The organism is Alcanivorax sp. UBA3183, assembly GCF_002364155.1.
Lineage (GTDB): Bacteria > Pseudomonadota > Gammaproteobacteria > Pseudomonadales > Alcanivoracaceae > Alcanivorax > Alcanivorax jadensis.
In genome coordinates, this window is sequence record NZ_DEXN01000047.1 from 194,478 (window position 1) to 213,903 (window position 19,426).

General features: G+C 55.9%; 19 protein-coding genes and 1 tRNA gene. 15 read left to right on the plus strand and 5 right to left on the minus strand.

The annotated features are described in order from the left end of the window. Positions 1-500 (minus strand): DMT family transporter (locus tag B3Q33_RS15470; protein WP_286828925.1); only part of this gene is annotated, 500 nt, incomplete at its 3' end. A 376-nt stretch (positions 501-876) separates the two neighbouring features. On the opposite strand from B3Q33_RS15470, the gene B3Q33_RS15475 reads away from it, so the two are divergent. The 4 genes from B3Q33_RS15475 to B3Q33_RS15490 are packed head-to-tail and all read left to right on the plus strand — an operon-like array spanning position 877 to position 4,193. Further along, positions 877-2,115 (plus strand): multifunctional CCA addition/repair protein, encoded by a 1,239-nt coding sequence (locus B3Q33_RS15475; RefSeq protein ID WP_273008892.1) that lies wholly within the window; start codon positions 877-879, stop codon positions 2,113-2,115. Beyond that, positions 2,094-2,831: a pteridine reductase gene (locus tag B3Q33_RS15480; protein ID WP_273008891.1), complete on the plus strand. Its 738-nt coding sequence runs from the start codon at positions 2,094-2,096 to the stop codon at positions 2,829-2,831. The genes B3Q33_RS15475 and B3Q33_RS15480 overlap by 22 nt, the downstream gene beginning before the upstream one ends. Before the next feature lie 19 nt (positions 2,832-2,850). After that, positions 2,851-3,276, plus strand: coding sequence for a DUF4124 domain-containing protein (locus B3Q33_RS15485; protein WP_273008890.1), 426 nt, complete (start codon positions 2,851-2,853; stop codon positions 3,274-3,276). Continuing rightward, positions 3,249-4,193 (plus strand): DUF4124 domain-containing protein, encoded by a 945-nt coding sequence (locus B3Q33_RS15490; RefSeq protein ID WP_273008889.1) that lies wholly within the window; start codon positions 3,249-3,251, stop codon positions 4,191-4,193. The genes B3Q33_RS15485 and B3Q33_RS15490 overlap by 28 nt, the downstream gene beginning before the upstream one ends. Positions 4,194-4,586: 393 nt before the next feature. Here the strand turns inward: B3Q33_RS15490 and folK are convergent, their stop codons facing one another. Beyond that, positions 4,587-5,093 (minus strand): 2-amino-4-hydroxy-6-hydroxymethyldihydropteridine diphosphokinase, encoded by a 507-nt coding sequence (folK, locus tag B3Q33_RS15495; RefSeq protein ID WP_272963505.1) that lies wholly within the window; start codon positions 5,091-5,093, stop codon positions 4,587-4,589. Then, positions 5,086-5,448 carry a dihydroneopterin aldolase gene (gene folB, locus B3Q33_RS15500; protein WP_035244902.1) on the minus strand — a complete coding sequence of 121 codons (363 nt, stop codon included), beginning with the start codon at positions 5,446-5,448 and terminating at the stop codon, positions 5,086-5,088. The genes folK and folB overlap by 8 nt, the downstream gene beginning before the upstream one ends. A gap of 177 nt (positions 5,449-5,625) precedes the next feature. On the opposite strand from folB, the gene plsY reads away from it, so the two are divergent. Continuing rightward, complete coding sequence (gene plsY, locus B3Q33_RS15505) at positions 5,626-6,240, plus strand: glycerol-3-phosphate 1-O-acyltransferase PlsY (RefSeq protein ID WP_272963506.1); 615 nt, start codon at positions 5,626-5,628, stop codon at positions 6,238-6,240. Between the two features lie 297 nt (positions 6,241-6,537). On the opposite strand, the gene tsaD is transcribed toward plsY, so the two are convergent. Then, the gene (gene tsaD, locus B3Q33_RS15510) at positions 6,538-7,563 is read right to left on the minus strand and encodes a tRNA (adenosine(37)-N6)-threonylcarbamoyltransferase complex transferase subunit TsaD (protein ID WP_272963507.1); all 1,026 of its coding nucleotides are present in this window, start codon (positions 7,561-7,563) and stop codon (positions 6,538-6,540) included. 160 nt (positions 7,564-7,723) lie between these two features. Here tsaD and rpsU point away from each other — a divergent pair, with 160 nt between their 5' ends. The 6 genes from rpsU to B3Q33_RS15540 all read left to right on the plus strand — a co-directional run bounded on the left by rpsU (position 7,724) and on the right by B3Q33_RS15540 (position 13,936). Further along, the gene (gene rpsU, locus B3Q33_RS15515; RefSeq protein WP_035244904.1) at positions 7,724-7,939 is read left to right on the plus strand and encodes a 30S ribosomal protein S21; all 216 of its coding nucleotides are present in this window, start codon (positions 7,724-7,726) and stop codon (positions 7,937-7,939) included. A gap of 12 nt (positions 7,940-7,951) precedes the next feature. Further along, positions 7,952-8,398 (plus strand): GatB/YqeY domain-containing protein, encoded by a 447-nt coding sequence (locus B3Q33_RS15520; RefSeq protein ID WP_273008888.1) that lies wholly within the window; start codon positions 7,952-7,954, stop codon positions 8,396-8,398. A gap of 137 nt (positions 8,399-8,535) precedes the next feature. After that, the gene (dnaG, locus tag B3Q33_RS15525; protein WP_035244906.1) at positions 8,536-10,437 is read left to right on the plus strand and encodes a DNA primase; all 1,902 of its coding nucleotides are present in this window, start codon (positions 8,536-8,538) and stop codon (positions 10,435-10,437) included. 183 nt (positions 10,438-10,620) lie between these two features. Next, entirely contained in the window at positions 10,621-12,525 is a 1,905-nt protein-coding gene (gene rpoD, locus B3Q33_RS15530) for an RNA polymerase sigma factor RpoD (RefSeq protein ID WP_272974781.1), read from the plus strand. Between the two features lie 68 nt (positions 12,526-12,593). Continuing rightward, positions 12,594-12,670, plus strand: a tRNA-Ile gene (locus tag B3Q33_RS15535). A gap of 159 nt (positions 12,671-12,829) precedes the next feature. Beyond that, positions 12,830-13,936 (plus strand): site-specific integrase, encoded by a 1,107-nt coding sequence (locus tag B3Q33_RS15540; RefSeq protein ID WP_272974782.1) that lies wholly within the window; start codon positions 12,830-12,832, stop codon positions 13,934-13,936. Positions 13,937-14,049: 113 nt separating this feature from the next. Here B3Q33_RS15540 and B3Q33_RS15545 read toward each other — a convergent pair whose 3' ends face one another. Beyond that, complete coding sequence (locus B3Q33_RS15545) at positions 14,050-14,862, minus strand: hypothetical protein (protein WP_272974783.1); 813 nt, start codon at positions 14,860-14,862, stop codon at positions 14,050-14,052. Between the two features lie 81 nt (positions 14,863-14,943). Between B3Q33_RS15545 and B3Q33_RS15550 the strand changes: the two genes are divergently transcribed. From B3Q33_RS15550 to traI, 4 genes are all read left to right on the plus strand, one after another. After that, the gene (locus B3Q33_RS15550; protein ID WP_272974991.1) at positions 14,944-15,156 is read left to right on the plus strand and encodes a DNA-binding protein; all 213 of its coding nucleotides are present in this window, start codon (positions 14,944-14,946) and stop codon (positions 15,154-15,156) included. After that, a complete protein-coding gene (locus tag B3Q33_RS15555; RefSeq protein ID WP_272980016.1) occupies positions 15,153-16,130 on the plus strand; it encodes a replication protein RepA in 978 nt (325 codons plus the stop codon). Before B3Q33_RS15550 ends, B3Q33_RS15555 begins: the two co-directional genes overlap by 4 nt. 1,243 nt (positions 16,131-17,373) lie before the next feature. Beyond that, positions 17,374-17,742 carry a plasmid mobilization protein gene (locus B3Q33_RS15560; protein ID WP_272974993.1) on the plus strand — a complete coding sequence of 123 codons (369 nt, stop codon included), beginning with the start codon at positions 17,374-17,376 and terminating at the stop codon, positions 17,740-17,742. Between the two features lie 14 nt (positions 17,743-17,756). After that, positions 17,757-19,331, plus strand: a complete 1,575-nt coding sequence (gene traI / locus B3Q33_RS15565; RefSeq protein ID WP_272974994.1) for a TraI/MobA(P) family conjugative relaxase — start codon at positions 17,757-17,759, stop codon at positions 19,329-19,331. Positions 19,332-19,426 lie beyond the last annotated feature (95 nt).

Here is a 19,426-nt window from a genome sequence, read left to right on the forward strand (position 1 = left end):
CCGGCAAACAGGGTCACCGCAGACAACATCCACAATAGCCCGGTACCACGCTCACCCAGGTCCGCGCCGGCCAGCAGGCCCGCCAGGTTTTCGTCAAACACCAGCGCCAAGCCGAACAAACCCAGCAGGCAGGCGCTCCAGTGCCAGCCATTCAGTCGCACGCTGCCCGGCAAAGATTGCATCATCAGCCCGGAGAGTAATGGGGCCAGACCGAAAATCACCGAAATCAGACCGGAAGGCAGATGTGTGGCCGCCATGTAGCTACACGCCATGGCCCCAAAAATACCCGGCAAGGCAACGGTATAACTGAGCACAGCGCGACCATGCAGCGGCAGGCTCTGACGCTTCCAGCACAACCACATCAAGCCCAGCAGCGCAGCAATGGCCATACGCACGCCGGCTGCCGCCAGCGGTGCCATGGCATCACCACTCCATTTAATCCCCAACGGCGTGGTTGCCCACACCGCCACTACGATCAAATACGCTGCCAGGGTTGGCATGTCGTTCTCCTATTCGTTAGCTACGAGCTTCTAGCTGCGAGCTACTACGCGGTTTAACCCTGTCCTGAATTCAGCCCATGAAGCCGCGCACAAACTTTCGTGCGCGGCCTCGGTGCTAAAAAACAGAAAAGGCTCTCCCGTGTAGCAGCTCACAGCTAGAAGCTCGCAGCTGGTTTACGACCTGCCACCCCCAAAACGAAAAAAGGCCGCAGGTCAGGGACACTGCGGCCTTTTTGCAGAACTGAAACTATCAGTCACACAGCCGCAATCCCTGCGCACGCCATTTGCGTGCACAGCGGTCTGCGACCAGCATGTGTAGTTTCAGTACGATAGAAAGCATGCGACCATTCTGTCCAAGATAACGAGAGCGCACAAGATGAAAATTTATCTGGTGGGTGGTGCCGTGCGGGATGCATTACTGGGACTGCCGGTGACAGAAAGAGACTGGGTCGTCGTCGGTGCCACACCCGACGAGATGCAGGCCAAAGGGTTTCGCCCGGTGGGACAGGATTTTCCCGTCTTTCTGCACCCGAAAACCCAGGAGGAATACGCCCTGGCCCGCACGGAACGCAAATCCGGTCACGGCTATGGCGGCTTTACCTTCCATGCCGCCGCCGATGTCAGCCTGGACGACGATCTGGTGCGCCGTGACCTGACCATCAACGCCATGGCCCAGGAGGAAGGCGGCCAGGTGTTTGATCCCTTCAACGGCCGGATTGACCTGAAGGCCCGCCTGCTTCGCCATGTCTCCCCCGCCTTTGCAGAAGACCCCTTGCGGGTATTACGGGTGGCGCGGTTTGCTGCCCGCTACCACTGGCTGGGTTTTCGGGTAGCCGATGACACCCTGGCACTGATGCGGCAGCTGGCTGACAGCGGCGAGCTGGATTATCTGGTGCCAGAACGGGTCTGGAAGGAAACCAGCCGGGCGCTGATGGAGCGCGATCCCCAGGTCTTCTTTCAGGTGTTGCATGCCTGTGGCGCCCTGCGGGTGTTGTTTCCGGAACTGGCTGCTCTGGATGGGGTTCCGCAACCGGAGCAGCACCATCCGGAAGTGGATACGCTGGTGCATCAATGGCTGTGTCTGGAACAGGCCAGTCGACTGAACCTGCCGTTGACGGCCCGTTACGCCGTGCTTTGTCATGATCTGGGTAAGGGCAAAACGCCCGAGGAAGAATGGCCCCGGCATATCGCCCACGAAATTCGTAGCGCCCGGCTGGCAAAAACCGTGTCAAAGCGCTGGCGCGTCCCCAAGGACGCCGCCACCCTGGCGGCCCTGGTGGCGGAATACCATACCCACTGCCACCGGGCCCTGGAGCTGAAACCCGCCACGGTCTGGAAGCTGCTGAAAACGCTGGACGTAATACGCCGACCTGAACGGCTGGAGGATTTTCTTCTCTCCTGCGAAGCCGATGCTCGCGGTCGTACCGGCCTGGAAGATCGCCCCTACCCTCAAGTGGATTACTTGCGTGGTGCGGCGCAGGCAGCCAGCAATATTGATGTTGCCGCACTGCGCCAGAGCGGCATCGAAGGGCCGGCACTGGGCGAGGCCATTGAAAAAGCTCGCATTCATGCAATCTCGGAGTTTAAAAAAACATGGCAGACCCCGTCGCCCTGATTACCGGTAGCGCTCGCCGCATCGGCGCAGAAATCGTTCGGACCCTGCATGCCGATGGCATGCGGGTGATCATTCATTACCGCAACAGCGCACAAGAGGCTCTGGCTCTGGCGGACAGCCTGAATAGCTCGCGCCCGGATAGCGCGACCACGCTTCAGGCAGATCTGGATCAACCCGACCAGGTGCGGCAACTGGCCCAGGATGCCCTGGCCTGCTTCGGCCGCATGGATCTGCTGGTCAACAATGCCTCCAGCTTCTATCCGACCCCCGTCGATCAGGCCGATGATGCCGACTGGGACAGACTGGTTCACAGCAACCTGCGCGCTCCCTTTATTCTCAGCCAGACACTGACCCACGCCCTGCGGCAGCAACAGGGCAGCATTATCAATATTGTGGATGTCTACGCGGAAAAACCGCTACAAAACCATACCCTGTATTGCATGGCCAAGGCCGGACTGGCGATGATGACCCGCAGCCTGGCCCGCGAACTGGGGCCGGATATCCGCGTCAACGGCGTATCACCGGGCCCCATCCTGTGGCCGGAGGCCGGGCAGATGAATCAGCAAGCGATACAGGATGCCACCGCACTGAAACGCTGCGGCACACCGCAGGATATTGCCCAGACCGTCTTGTGGCTGGGAACACAGGCGCCGTTTGTTACCGGCCAGATTCTGGCCGTGGACGGGGGGCGCTCACTCACATTACAGGGAAGTTAAACGTGTTCGGGGGGACAAAATGAAAGGACTCATTACACTACTGGCATTGCTGCCACTGCTCGCCAGTGCAGAGGTGTACCGCTGGCAGGATGCCGACGGTAACTGGCACTTTGGCGATCAGCCGCCACAGGAACAGCACGAGAAACTGGATATCAAGGCGCCGCCCAAGATCGGCCAGGGCGAGCGGGTCCGCGAAATCAATCAGCGCACCCTGCGACTACGCGAAAGCGAACAGGCCAGGGCGCAGGAACAGGCGGCCAGAGAGCAAAAACAACAAGATGCTCAGGACAAGAAATGCCGAAACGCCAGGGCAAAATTGAAGCGACTGCAGGGCCGTTTCGTCTACCGGGATGACGACGGCAATGTCACCCATCCCACCATGGATAAGGTAAAAGCCGACCAGGACGACGTTCGCCAATGGATACAACAACACTGTACGCCCTGATCCGCAGCGGCCTATGCCTGATCGCACTGGTGACATCACTGGCTGCCCATGGGGACATTTTTCAGTGGCGCGATGACAACGGCAAGCTGCACTTTGGTGATCGTCCGCCCGAGCAGGTGGACAGTAAAAAAATCACCCAAAGAACGTCACCGATCATGCAGGAACTGGAAATTACCGTACTGCGGCAGGACTTCACTCTGCCCGACGGAATCCATGACAACACCCTGCAGGCGATCCGCAATATCTACCGGCGCTACCGCAACGATTTCGGTCTCGACCTGCATGGCACCGCCCAGGTCAATCTGTATCTGTTCGAACAGCAGGCGGATTTCCGTCAATGGATGGTCGACCGTATCGGCTCCAGCAACGCCAATTACGCCGGCGTGTTTATCCCTTCCAGCAATGAAGTGGCCGTCTGGCGCTGGGGAGATAATCAGGACGTGGCCCAGACGATTCTCCACGAAAGCAGCCACGTACTCCTTTACCAACTGTCCCCGGCCTCACCGGTGTGGCTGCATGAGGGCCTGGCTCAGTATTTTCAGACTCTGCAAGTGCAACCCGATGGCCGCCTGAAAGTCAGCGCTCTGCCTGACGCCCAGGCACGCATCCGCCAATGGATGGATGAAGGGCGGCTGATCACCCTGCGACAGTATCTGTCCCTGGGTGATACCCAGTGGCGGCGCATGGCCCACGAACTCGATGCCATTCCCTACACCGTTGCCTGGGCGACGACGGCGTTTCTGATGTCCAAACCCGTGGGCCGCAGCACATTGCGCCAACTGCTTCAGGAACTGGAAAAAACCGACCGCCGCCCCACACTGAGAAGGATCGACCAGATCTATCCGGGTGGGCTGACACGGCTGGAGTATGACTTTTTCCGCTGGGCGCAGAGCGACATGGCGCCGCATTGGTATTGAATACAGCGGCAAGCTGCAACGCGAGAAAGGTTCAGTAAAACGATCATCGCCCTGCCCGCGAAAACGGGTTCAAAGCTCCCATAGAACCGGCTAAGAAGCCGCTGTAGGAACGGAGCGTAGCGGAGTAACGCACGTAGTTCCGTGCGGCCCGAAGGGTGAGCGCAGCGAATAACACCCCTTGAGGGACGAATCCGAGCCTGGGCGAGGCAACAGAGATCGAGGTGCCGGCCATTCTTTCTGAAACCTGTCGAGTCCTAGGGTTCCTGATCGCCCTCCGGGCGATTTCCACGCAAGCGTGCCTCGCCATGCAAGCATAGCTCCTACAGCGGCTTTGTAGAGAACAGGGGCGGAGAAATTTTTGGCCATTCCTTATCCCAAAAGCGTAGCTCGTAGCTACGCTTCCAGCTCCACCACCCACAATGCCTGTCCGGCAAAGTCCGTCTCTTCCAGCAATTGCCGGTAGGATTTGCCGATTTCCGGGTGGATGGCATCGGGAGTCAGATCCACCAGTGGCTTGAGAACAAAGGCATGCTTGAGGATTTCGTCACGGGGAAGTTGCACCCCGTCGATATCGCCGGTGAGATCGTTGTAAGTGAGAATATCGATATCCAGGGTCCGGCTGGAAAATTTCTTTTCCCCACGCACCCTGCCATGGTCTTTTTCCATATCGCGCAAGACTGCGGCCAGCTCACCCACGGACAAAGCCGTGTCGATTCCCACTACCAGGTTGTAGAAGGCATCGCCGGAAAAACCCACCGCTTCGCTTTCGTACACCGGGCTGACTGCCAACTCACCGAAGGCGGCAGCCAGTGCCTGCAGACCGGAACGGATATTGTGCTCCCGGTCGATATTGGAGCCCAGGCTAAGGTACACCCGGGCAGATTGATCCATATTACCCATTGGGTTTTTGACCCCTTTCGATGATCACGCCCACATCCCGCGACCCACGCAGAGCGCCGGGCTTGCTGAGGCGCAGTTTCAGCCAAGGCACATTGAATTCACCAATCACCAGCTGCGCCACGTTTTCCGCCAGGGTCTCCACCAGCTGGAATTCGCTGCCCTCGATAAACGCAATCACACGCTTGCCGATGGCCTTGTAGTCCAGAGCGTCGTCGATATGGTCCGACGCAGCACCCTTGCGGATATCCGCCGCCATTTCCAGATCCAGGCTGACAGTCTGACGAATACGCCGCTCCCAGTCGAAAATCCCGATCACGGTATCCACTTTCAAATCATTGATATAAACAATGTCCATACTCGCCCTCTTGGCGCAGATTTCACGGGGAGGCGACTTTCCATCTGCATGAATCCCACTTTGGGCAATCAGATGTTACGCTTGCAACGCAGGCAGGCGTGTCGCCATGTGTACAATTAACGCCTGCCAAGCATGCAGAATTCGCCACCCCGGCGATGTGAAGGGAGATTATAGCCGGTGCAAGCAGGGACATTACAGGATGTGTGGTATTGGTTGCTGCCATTGTGCGTGGCCGGCTATCTGATGGGCTCCATTTCCAGTGCGATTCTGGTGTGCCGACTGTTCGGCTACCCGGATCCGCGCACCGAGGGCTCCAACAACCCCGGCGCCACCAATGTGCTGCGTATCGGCGGCAAGCCAGCCGCAGCGCTGACACTGCTGGGGGACGTACTCAAAGGGGTGATCCCGGTGGTGCTGGCCCACTACCTGGGCATGGGCCCGTTCGTGGCCGCACTGGTGGGTACCTTTGCCTTTCTCGGCCATCTGTTTCCGGTGTTTTTCCATTTCCAGGGCGGCAAGGGTGTGGCCACGGCCTTCGGCCTGTTGTTTGCCCTGCACTGGCCCAGCGGCCTGGTGGCGGGGGTAGTCTGGCTGCTGGTCTTCGCCCTCACCCGCATTTCTTCCCTGGCCTCGTTAAGCGCCTTCGTGGTTGCCCCGGCCTGCATCTTCGCCTGGCTGCCCCAGGCCTTCTGGCCGATGCTGGCACTGTCACTGGTCATGATCCTGCGCCATCGCAGCAACCTGCAAAAACTGCTGCGCGGGGAAGAACTGGGCTTCAGGAAGAAAGACTAGGACTAGCCCCTCACCGTAGGAGCCTCGCTGGCGGCGCGATTCTTGATATCAACAAAGCCGCTGCAGGAACGGAGCGCAGCTGAGTAACGCACGTAGTGCAGTGCGGCCCGAAGGGTGAGCGTAGCGAATACTACCTCTTGAGGGACGAATCCGAGGCTGAGCGAGCAAGCAGGACTTGCAGGTGCCACCAGATTACTCACGCGATACCTGTCAGTCCTGATCGCCCTGCGGGCGATTTCCACGCTGACGCGTGGTTCGCACCTCAAGAGGTGCTCCTACAGAAAGGTGGCTGGCCGTTTAGAGTGAGGCCAATTCCGTCAGCGGCCAGCGCGGACGGACCTTGATGGGTAATTCCGCGCGCTCTCCTGCCTGCAGGCGCAGGGCGCCGGCAAATGCGATCATGGCGCCGTTATCAGTGCAGTACTGTGGCGCGGGATAGAACACCTGCACTCCACGCTTCTTCATCTGCTCGGCCAGCTTGGCCCGCAACGCCCGATTGGCACTGACGCCGCCGGCCATCACCAGCCGCTTGTCGCCAGTCTGCTCCACCGCCCGGCGACACTTGATTACCAGGGTATCCACCGACGCTTCTTCGAACGCCAGAGCAATATCTGCCTTGTCCTGCTCGCTGAGGGCATCCTTGCCGCCCAGATCGTTGATAGTATTGAGGGTGAAGGTCTTCAAGCCGGAAAAACTCATATCCAGGCCAGGGCGGTCCGTCATCGGTCGGGGAAAGCGGAACCGGCCCGGTGTCCCTTGCTCCGCCAGCGCGGCAATGCGCGGCCCGCCGGGGTAACCCAGTCCCATCATCTTGGCCGCCTTGTCAAAGGCCTCACCGGCGGCATCATCCACGGATTCACCGAGAATGGCATAATCACCCAGTGAGCGGGCCTCGAGCAACAGGGTATGACCACCACTGACCAGCAGGGCAACAAAGGGAAAGGCCGGCGCATCGGGCTCCAGCAATGGCGCCAGCAGGTGGCCTTCCATATGGTGCACCTCCACGGCGGGGATTCCCCAGCCAAAGGCCAGTGAACGGGCCACGCCGGCGCCCACCAGCAACGCTCCCGCCAAACCCGGACCCGCAGTATAGGCAATACCATCAAGCTGATCCGCAGTGGTATCGGCGTCCGCCATCACCTGTTTCACCAGGGGCAGTACCCGCTGCACATGGTCGCGGCTGGCCAGCTCCGGCACCACGCCGCCAAAGCGGGCATGCATCTCCACCTGGCTGTACAGGGCTTGTCCCAGCAGACCGGCATCGGTGTCATAAATGGCCACCCCGGTCTCGTCACAGCTTGATTCAATACCCAATACACGCATGATGCTCACCCCTTGAAATACGGGCGCCATGATAGCGCCGGACGACCGGATTTGCATTTATTCCTAACTCAGGTAGAATCCCCGCCCTCGCCGCACCCGGGACCACCTGAGCCCGCGGCGAATCCATATAACCCAAAGACTTTTAGGAAGGTGATTCTTCATGCCTCAGGTGAAGGTGAAAGAAGGCGAACCGTTTGATGTGGCCCTGCGCCGTTTCAAGCGTGGCTGTGAAAAAGCGGGTGTTCTCTCTGAAGTGCGTCGTCGCGAGCAATATGAGAAGCCCACCCAAGAGCGTAAGCGCAAACGTGCCGCAGCCGTCAAGCGTCACCTTAAGAAACTGCAGCGTGAGCAGCTTGCACGCAAACGTCTCTACTAGGTAGACGTCTGAATGAGTGCGCTCAAAGAGCAGCTCACTGCAGCCATGAAAGACGCCATGCGTGCTAAAGAAAAGGCACGTCTTGGCGTTTTTCGTATGGCGCTGTCAGCGATCAAGCAAATCGAAGTAGATGAGCGCATCGAGCCCGATGACGCCCGTGTACTGGCGTTGCTCGACAAGCTGATCAAGCAGCGCAAGGACTCTGCGACTCAATACCGCGATGCGGGCCGTCCGGAACTGGCGGAAACCGAAGAAGCGGAAATCGTAGTACTCCAGGAATTTCTCCCCACCCAACTGAGCGACGCAGAAGTGGACGCTCTGATTGATGATGCCATCTCCCAGACCGGTGCCGCTGGCATGCAGGACATGGGCAAGGTAATGGGCATCCTCAAACCGCAACTGCAAGGCCGTGTCGACATGGGCGCCGCCAGTGGCAAGGTTCGCGCCAAGCTGAACTGATCCCCACGGTCACCCAGCCTGACCGGTTTTATTCGACTCTTTTCCTCTCAATCCATACTGACTTCGTACGGCGAACGGAACTACCGCCAGTTACCGCTTTCTGTTTGAATAGCCTCCCATCTGGCAGAATCTGACCCATGGCACGCATCCCGGAAAATTTCGTACAGGACCTGTTAGCCCGCACCGACCTGGTGGAGCTGATCGACTCCCGCGTGCCCCTGAAAAAAACCGGCCGCAACTACAGCGCCTGCTGCCCCTTCCATCAGGAAAAGACCCCGTCGTTCACGGTCGCCCCGGACAAGCAGTTCTACTACTGCTTTGGCTGCGGCGCTTCCGGCAATGCGGTGGGCTTCCTGATGGAATACGAACATCAGAGCTTCCCGGAAGCAGTGAAACAGCTTGCTGGCCGCGCCGGCATGGAAGTGCCGGAAAGCCGCCCGGAAACCCCCGCCGACCGTCAGAAAAAAGACCGCCTGCAATCCCTTTACGACCTGCTCAGCCGGGCTGAAAAGTTTTATTGCCAGCAACTGCGCCAGGCGCCGGAAAAGCAGAAAGCGGTCACCTATCTGAAGGGGCGGGGACTCAGCGGGGAAATCGCCAAACGCTTCGGGGTCGGCTTTGCGCCACCGGGTTACGACAATCTGATTGGCGGTTTGTCGCTCACCGAAGCCGGTCTGGAGCAGGCCCTGACCGCCGGTTTGCTGGTGCGCCGGGACGACACCGGGCGCACCTATGACAAGTTTCGCGACCGCATTATCTTTCCGATCCGTGACTCCCGTGGGCGCACCATCGGCTTTGGTGGACGGGTACTCGGCGACGGCAAACCCAAATACCTGAACAGCCCGGAAACCCCGGTCTTTCACAAGGGCCAGGAGCTCTACGGTCTGTGGGAATGGCGTCAGAGCCGCGATCGCAGCGACCGGCTCTACGTGGTGGAAGGCTACATGGACGTGATCGCCCTGGCCCAGCACGGAGTGCCCAATGTGGTCGCCACCCTGGGCACTTCCACCAGCGAAGATCACGCCCGCAAGCTGTTCCGCCAGGTCAACGAAGTCGTGCTCTGCTTTGACGGCGACAAGGCCGGGGTCAGTGCCGCCTGGCGCGCCCTGGAATCCCTGCTGCCGGCACTGGACGACGGCAAACAGGTGCGCTTCCTGTTCCTGCCGGACGGCGAGGACCCGGATACTCTGGTCCGACAACAGGGCCCGGAAGCCCTGCGGGCGCTCACGGATAAGGCCGACGCGCTCTCCACCTACCTGTTCCGGCATTTGTCCGAAGGCCTGGATCTGGCCACGGTGGACGGTCGCGCCCGTCTGGCCCGACTGGCCCTGCCCTACCTGGACAAGCCCGCCGGACCGGTCTACCGGGCACTGCTTACCCAGGAACTGTCGCAGCTGACTCGTCTGGACAAGGAGTCGCTGACGCAATTGAAGCCGGCCCCCAAAACGGGGCCTGCTCCAGCCCCGCGCCCAAGGCCCGAGCCGGCACCGCATGACGACTTCATGCCCATGGATGGCGGTGAATCGATGCCGCCACCGGACGACTACTACCCGGCAGATAACCACTACTCGCCACGACCTCCCAGCCGCCCCGCCCGCTACCAGGATGGCAGCCGCAAGGGCCCCATGACCCTGCCGGAACGGCTGGTATTGGTACTGCTGGATTACCCGGAGCTGGTGGAAGCGCACCCTCTTCCCGACGGTGTAGAGCTACTCCCCATGCCCCACATCGACCTGCTGATACAGGTGGCCGGCCTGTGCCGGCAGAATCATGGGCCCGCCGCCCTGCTGGGCGCCCTGATGGCACTGGAACAGGGCGAAACCCTGTCCCGTCTGCTCAAGGCCAGCCTCAAACCGCCCATGCAGAAAGAGATGGCCGCACGACTGTGGCAGGATGCTCTATCCCAGCTGGAAGTCGCCCGCCTGGAAGCCGCCCTTCACGAAATGGAGCAGGCCGGCATCCCCGACACCGCCCAGTGGCAGGAGCTGCACAGAGCCCTGGCCGAAGCTCGCCAGCACGCTCGCCAGCCTCTCAACTAGGAAAAACACATAAATATATGATTTTCTTAGAAAAACAAGCTGACAATAATTCAGCACCATCAGGCCGGTAGTCTTGCAATTACTGGCCGAGATCCCCATATACCGGTATAATACGCCGTTTTCCCACGCCACAATCCGCTAGTCAGCCACGGCAAGCTAGCACGACGTTACGGGCTTTATTGCATGACGACTCAAAAGCAGCAGCAACAATCCCAGCTGAAGCAGTTGATCGCGCTCGGCAAGGAACAGGGTTACCTGACCTACGCCGAAGTGAATGACCACTTGCCGGAGTCCATTACCGACACCGATCAGGTGGAAGACATCATTCAGATGATCAACGACATGGGCATCACCGTGGTGGAAAAAGCCGCCGATGCCGATCAGTTGATGATCGAGGAAAGTGCTGACAGCACCGACGAAGTTGCCGCCGAAGAAGCTGCCGCTGTTCTCGCCTCTGTAGAGAGCGAGCCCGGCCGCACCACCGACCCGGTGCGCATGTACATGCGCGAAATGGGCACGGTGGAACTGCTGACCCGTGAAGGCGAAATTGAAATCGCCAAACGTATTGAGGAAGGCACACGGGAAGTCCTGCACGCCCTGGCTTTCTGGCCCGGCGCTGTGGACATGCTGATTACCGAATATGCCCGCGTGGAAAACGAGGAGCGCAAGCTCACCGACATTATCGCCGGTTACCTTGATCCCAATGATGACGGCGCCGCCGCCACCAATGCCAACAAGGAACCGACTTTCGCAGAAAAAGCCAAGAAAGCCGCTGAAGCGAAAGAGAAAGCCAAAGAGAACGGCGATGACGACGACGCTGACAAAAAAGACAGCGACGACGATGATGACGATGAAGATGAAGGCGGTCTGGATCCGGTACTGGCGGCAGAGCGTTTTGCCGAGCTGAAAAAACTGCACGAGAAAGCCGAACGCGCCCTCAAGCGCAACGGCCGTGATCATGCCAGCTCCGCCAAAGCCCTGGAAGCCCTGGCCGAGCACTTCACCCTGTTCAAGTTGGTCCCGCGCATCTATGACGAAATGCTGGTCGGCGCGCGCAACAACCTGGACCTGGTGCGCAAGTTCGAGCGTCAGATCATGACCTCCGCCATCCGCCGCGGCGGCATGGATCGTCGGGACTTCATCAAACTGTTCCCCGGCAATGAAACCAACATGGGCTGGGTCGATCAGCAACTGAAAACCAAAAAAGGCAAGACCATTGCCGACAAGCTGAGTGTCGTCAAAGAAGACATTCAGCGTGCGCAGCGCAAGATCACCACCGTCGAGGAAATCATTGGCCTGCCGGTAGGTGACATCAAGGAAATCAACCGCCGCATTTCCATCGGTGAAGCCAAGGCTCGCCGTGCCAAGAAGGAAATGGTGGAAGCCAACCTGCGTCTGGTAATTTCCATCGCCAAGAAATACACCAACCGCGGCCTGCAGTTCCTCGACCTGATTCAGGAAGGCAACATCGGCCTGATGAAAGCCGTGGACAAGTTCGAATACCGTCGCGGTTACAAGTTCTCCACCTATGCCACCTGGTGGATTCGCCAGGCCATTACCCGCTCTATCGCCGACCAGGCGCGCACCATCCGGATTCCGGTGCACATGATAGAGACGATCAACAAGATCAACCGGGTACAGCGTCAGATGCTCCAGGAAATGGGCCGCGAACCGACTCCGGAAGAACTGGGCGTGCGCCTGGAAATGCCGGAAGACAAGGTCCGCAAGGTACTGAAGATCGCCAAAGAGCCGATCTCCATGGAAACCCCCATCGGTGACGATGAAGATTCCAGCCTCGGCGACTTTATCGAGGACGGCAACATGGAATCCCCGGTGGATTCCGCCACGTCCCTGGGCCTGGAAGAAGCCACCCGCGACGTGCTGGCCAACCTGACTGCTCGGGAAGCCAAGGTCCTGCGTATGCGTTTCGGTATCGACATGAACACTGACCACACCCTTGAGGAAGTGGGCAAGCAGTTCGATGTCACCCGGGAGCGTATCCGTCAGATAGAGGCCAAGGCGCTGCGCAAATTGCGTCACCCCAGCCGCAGCGAACACCTGCGCAGCTTCCTGGATGGCGACCTTTAACGCTTGAAAAAAATTGCCGGCCCCCGAATAATCGGCGGCCGGCATTTTATTGTCCTTCCGTTTTTTTCGGGCCTATAGCTCAGCTGGTTAGAGCAGTCGACTCATAATCGATTGGTCCCAGGTTCAAGTCCTGGTGGGCCCACCATTCTCATACGCCAAACGCTTTGTTTTTTCCTTTTAAATCAGAAGGATAATTAAGCTGCGGCGACCATTCCCTCTCAGCCATTTAGCTTGGCACCAATCGATTTCTCTCAGAGGTACAATTTCGGTACAGTGGCCGAATGCAGCAGGGATCGATAAGGCTATGGCAACACTCGTCAAAACCCCGTCCGGCACATGGAAAGCCGTCATTCGCAAAACCGGGTTCCCCACGACCTCAAAGACCTTTCGCACCAAACGCGATGCGGAAGATTGGTCGCGTCGGACCGAAGATGAAATGGTGCGCGGCGTCTACATCCAACGCGCCCCGGCAGAACGAATGACCGTGGCGGACGCGCTCAAGCGTTACCTGGCAGAAGTCTCCCCAACCAAGCGCCCCGCTTCTGCAGCCTGTGACCTCCGGCACGCCAAACCACTAATCAAAGGCTTGGGCAAATATTCGCTCGCCGCCCTATCGCCAGAGATCATTGCCAAGTATCGCGATGAACGTCTCGCAGGTTTGGACCGCAAAGACGCCAAAGGCAATCCCGACCCCAAACCTCGCTCACCCAACACGGTAAGGCTCGACCTGGCGTTGCTTGGTCATATGTTCAATACCGCTATCAGGGAATGGGGAATCGGCCTGCCGGCCAACCCCGTGCAAAATATTCGTCGCCCTGCCCCACCACCCGGACGTGAGCGCCGGCTAAGCCAGGCGGAAGAAGAGCGCCTGCTGACTGAAGTCGACAGCCACTCCAACCCCATGCTTGGCTGGATCGTACGGCTGGCCCTGGAAACTGGCATGCGCTCAGCGGAGATCACCACACTGCGGCGCAACCAGATCGACCTGAAACGGCGGATTGTGCGCCTGCTTGAGACCAAGAACACCGTACCGCGAACCGTACCACTCTCAAGCACAGCGACAGCAATACTGCAGGAGTCCCTGGACAACCCCATCCGCCCCATAGATACAGATCTAGTATTCTTTGGTGAACCAGGTAGGGACGGACAACGCAGACCCTATAACTTCAACAAACCCTGGCTAAAGGCGAAGGAAAGCGCCGGATTGAAAGAGCTACACTTCCATGACCTGCGCCATGAAGCAGTAAGCCGGCTAGTAGAAGGCGGGCTCAGCGATCAGCAAGTGGCCGCTATCAGCGGGCACAAGTCCATGCAGATGCTAAAAAGATATACTCACCTGAGAGCGGAAGATCTGGTTGATGAGCTGGATTTCATCGAAAGCCGCAGAAATATTCAGCGGAGCAAAAAGTAGAGATGCTTGCCTCTATCAGGAACCAACACGATGACGCTTAAGCGAAAAGCCGAGATATTAAAGCAAAGTCCAGGCCGCCCTTATAAAGCTGAACCTCGTTCTTCTTTGATCAGCTAGAGCGTAAAAAGAGCCCTGCGCAGACCATCACCGACTTGAATTCTCTGCCCTTCAGCTTTCTCACATTGATAAGCCAACTCTCTTTCATTACTGAAAGAGGGGCAATCACTTTGGCTTCCCCGCTCAGCTGAGTCTCCAACTCGCAAATAGTCTGAAATCCATTTCCTAATAGGTTCGCGCAAACCGAACTGCTCAATAGCAGCTACAGCACCTGGGAAAGCCATAGTACCGTTTAGGAGCAAGTGAAAGATTGATTTGTTCTTAGACGCCATCTCCCCCCATGCCCGGGTTACTCGAATAGCACCGACAAAACATTCAAAATCAGACGCGGATGATCTTTCTTTCCCTAATCGATACATAGCCCTGAAATCAGAAATTTTTGCTAGGTCGCCATCATCAAAGAAAAACTCACTCAACATATCGGACGGCCACCGAGCACCAGGCATAAGCTGATTAGCCAAAGAAATATCTTTTGAGCTAATAGCGCCCCACAAAGCATCCCAAAGTGGGACCTGCAAAGGCCCTACTTCATAAACAGACTTGGCGTAGAAAAACTCCTCGGAACGAGAGTTCAAAAAATCCCTACGGGGCGGGACTTCACCTTTCCGGTACCGATATATTGTTCTCGGATCAACATCACTGAATGGAAGCCAATTGATCATCTCAACAGGCCTACGCCCATTAGCCAAGGCGTGATACCAGGCGATGGTTTTCATTCTATCTGCATCGCTCCTGGAAGGCCGCCCCACCCTCTTCTCTCTTTCAAAATCAATTGACACGTAATCCATATTTTTTGCGTCTTTGTGCATTTCCTCTCCCTGGTTTTAATGGTGCCTAGATAAGCCAAGAGAAATTATCACGTTTTTGGCGAAACAACCAAGGGGCCAAATATGACCACAGAAGAGCAGCTTTTAAAACGTTACGGACCACTGCTATCACTTACCGACTTATCAGATCTGCTAAAGCGAAGCCCTGACGGACTAAGAATTTCGTTACGCAGTCAATCAGAATTTGCCAACAAATGGAACTCCGCAAAAAGGAAGGTTGGTCGCCGCGTTTACTTTAAAGCTAGCGATGTTGCAGAGCTTATTGACGAATCATGAACACAGGGAAAAACCAGTCAAAGCCCAAAAAAAGTGGGGGAAAGAGATACGACATACAAAGGGAAATTCAGCAGCTAGTATCCATCCAAGAGAAAAGCGCTCAGGAGGCTGGTGAGTTGTGCTTCACCTCCAGGCTGCTTATCCAAGCCACAATCCCTCATAGCGAACCTAAGTCGAACGAATGGGTACGCACCAATGGAAACCTAACTCTCACCATGCTTGCCCCGTCATCGGTAGGCCTGCCCTTTGGATGGTATGCCCGCTTGATCTTGATCTGGATTACCACTCAGGCATCCAGGAACAAATCTCGGCTGGATAGGGGGTATATCAGCGAAGAGGAGGCCCGTACGCTTGATCTAGGCCCTTCCTTGCGCCGATTCATGTTAAGTCTGGGGCTGAAAGTATCAGGAGGTGAAAACGGGTCGATAAACCCTTTTCGTGAACAGATGAATCGGTTGTTCAAAACCACCATCAGCGTAACTTACATAGAGTGCAGCGAAGACACCGAGTATATGGTAGAGAGAGATACAGGGGGGCGAGTATCCAACGAATCATGTATTTGGTGGAGCATGAAAAATAAGCCAGAGCATGACCTGTCATTTAATTCATGGGTCGAATTGTCGCCCAAGTTCTTTGATATGGTTACAAAAAAACCGGTGCCACTTGATATGCGGCTTATTCGCTTTATTAAACGCTCTCCTATGGGGCTAGATATATATTTCTGGGCCACCCATCGGGTTAGTTACCTGAAACGGGAAACCTGCATTCACTGGCCCGATTTGAAGGCCCAGTTTGGAACAGGCTACCCAGACACAACCCGAGGCCTGCAAGATTTTAAAAGTAACTTTCGGGAAGGGTTAACCAAAGTTAAGACCATCTGGCCGGGACTGGACGCCACACCAACAAAAAAGGGATTGCTGTTGAAACCCTGCGCCCCGCAGGTGAGCCGCAAGCAGCTATCTCTCCGGGGATAAGAAGCGCGCGTGTAGATAACCCTGTGGACACGAAAAGTTATACACGCATGTTTACTCTCATTTTTGGGCGGACAGCTGCGCATGTTTACTCTCATCATGCGCATATTCACTCTCATTTATGCGCATGTTCACTCTCACCCATCCCCCCTGAGTCCAGTAACTGTGCAGGTTTCAGCGGTTGCCCTGTACTTGCCTGTACGTCTTTCCTATATAAAAAGATCTTACCTGTAGTGGTACGGCTGAAAATGTGGACAACCCGTCAACGCATAAATCAAAACGAGCCTCCACACCAGCTTCTGCCATTCGCACGTAAGTGCTTTCCGGAAGACTAGTAATCACAAAAGCTGCCAGGGTGACTAACGTTCAGCGTGCTTGAAAGACAGCCAAGGGAATCCCGAAAATGCTCCAATCTTGGCGTCAGACTGTCAGCGCAGCTGACACATTCCCATCTTTAGCGGCTAAAATGAGTGCTCCCAAGTACCACTGTAGCGGAGGGAAAAATGAGCGACAGACCACCACTCCACTCTGATCTTGGGCCAAGGCGGCTCACCGAGCAGGAAATCGAAGCACGTCGAGAAGAAACAAAACACGACCTCAAAAGGATGCAAGAAAGGCTGCGGCTTCGGAAAGCCAAAAAAGACAAATAGCCCTTCTAACATAAATACAGAGCGATACTGATCGCACGAGGATCCTTTAGCGGCTAAAGGTTTTTTGAACACTGGACGAAAGGAACAAGACATGACGTCAAATTCAGCATCAGGATCAGATCAAGGCCCCAGAAAACTGACACAAGAAGAAATTAAAGATCTGCGACGAGAGATGCAAAGGGACGGGCTTTGGGCCAAGAACAAGCTGCGAAAACAGCGTGAAAGAAGAGCCAAACTCAAATAATCCTACAAGGATGACCTCGCCAGAAACGCTGCCACAACGCTTTTACTCTGCTTCCAGACCACTATTTTTACTCCTCCAAATGCTTTTATAGCGATTTTCAGCATCATTAATTACGCCCACTTTCGCCAAATTACTAAGACAATAAAAAATCTCTTATTTTGGCTTTAAAAAAGCAAATAAAAAGCGATACGATCGCACTGCAAATCGTTTTAAAAGTGTTTTTTATTAGGGCAGGACAGGTGAAGTAGGCCCACCGGGACAAGCCCGGCGAACCACTTCACAATCCTTATTCGCACAAGTGCTCAACGGGTCCTGCTCTGCGAGGCAAAGGCTACCGCCGAAAGAGATAATGATGACTGGATCGCCAACTCGAAAAGGCACCACACCCATTAAGGTATGGGTGTTGCCTGATGAAAAAGGTGACATTGTGAATAAAGCAAAGTCCGCGGGCCTTAGCGCTTCCGCCTATTTACGAAATGTCGGAATGGGTGCGCCAGTAACAGGCATAGCTGACAAGGAAGCAGTAATGGAGCTGGTGAAGATCAATGCCGATTTAGGCCGAATTGGCGGCTTGCTGAAAATGTGGCTCACCAATGACGAGAAGCTGGAACTTGAGGGGCACAGCTCAGCCAGACTCGAAAGCGTCATTCTGGCTGCTCTTAGGGATACGAAAGCCATTCAGGCCCTGCTCTACCAAAAAGCCTCCGCGCTAAAATTTTAGCGGCTAAAGTTCTCATGATCAGCAAACGGGTCACCATGAACCACGGCGGCAAGAGCAGCTTCAGCAGGCTGACCAACTATTTGCTCAATTCCCAGGGCAAGGAATTCAGGGTCGGTTCCATCTCGATCACTAACTGCCGCTCAGAAACCCCGGAGTGGGCTGCCCTGGAGATTGAGACCACTCAGAGCCTCAACCAAAGAGCTACAGGCGATAAAACCTACCACCTGATTATTTCTTTTCCCGAGGGAGAGACACCAAAAACAGAGACCTTGAAGAGCATAGAAACCGATATGTGTAACGCACTGGGCTATGGCGAGCACCAGCGAATAAGCGTCGCCCACCAAGACACAGATAACTTCCATATCCACCTTGCGATCAACAAAATTCATCCTGTACGCCTGACCATGCATGAGCCATATCGCGACTACAGGATTCGGGATAACGTCTGCTTAGCGCTAGAGAAAAAGCATAGCCTGCAGCCAGATAATCACAAAAAGAAGCGCTCGCTGGCTGAGGGCCAGGCACAAGATATGGAGAACATGAGCGGTCGGGAAAGCCTGTTGAGCTGGGTTCGCAAGCACTGTGCGGAAGCGGTGAAGGAAGCAGAAACCTGGCAGCAGCTCCATGAAGCCATAGCGAAATACGATATAAAGCTAGTACCGCAAGGGGCAGGCCTGGTATTTAAATCGGGATCAGGGATAGCTCTGAAAGCCAGCACCGTCAGTCGTGATTTCTCAAAAGCAAAGCTTGAGAAAAGGCTTGGCGGCTACCGCGCCATTGAAGGACAAGCCCCGAAACCAGTGTTTGAGTATCGAGGCGAGCCGGTCCAGAGAGGCTCATATTCAGCAGAATTGTTCGCTGAATACAGTAAATCCAAATCGGAAGGGCGAGCCTTACAAAGCCAAGCCATCAAAGGAGCGATCAACAAAAGAGAAAAGTTAATTGCCACTGCCAGGCGTTCTGCCAACCTGAAGCGCCAGGCACTTAGAACTTTGGCCAGTGGGCGAACCGCAAAACGCCTAGTGTATATGAGGATCAACCGCTCACTTCAAAACGAGATCAACCGCATCCGTGAGGAATACGCTAGAGAGCGGAATAAAATCAAGAGTCGACACCTTCTTCCAAGCTGGAACGATTGGCTAAGAAATCAGGCAAAACAGGGTAACGATGAGGCACTGCAAGTGCTGAGATCACAGCGATCCAAGCCATCTCAGGGGAATAGTATCGGCCAACCTCAGCACAAAAAAGGCAACCAGACGTCAGGAATCCGAGCCGATGGGGTCACCAGGAAGGGCACCATTATTTACCAGATCCATGGGCAAGCTGTACGTGACGATGGCGAGAAATTGATATTACCGCCGCAGCCGAAGGAGGAGACGCTTATTGCGACGCTTTCTCTAGCCAAGACCAAGTATGGGAAGAACCTCGAGTTATCGGGTGACCCTGTATTCCGTTCTCTAATAGCAAAAATAGCAGGCAAAAATTCTATGGATGTAAATTTCACCGGCATACATTCACGAAAGGCCATGCTGAATTCCGATCCGAATAAGCGTCATAAAGCTAAACAAAAGCGAATAATCCTACGTTAAATTTTAGCGGCTAAAATTAACCCTTTCGCAATAACTCTAATATCGTGCATAACCTCAAAGAAATATCACCACTATCTCTGATAGCATCCCGGCAT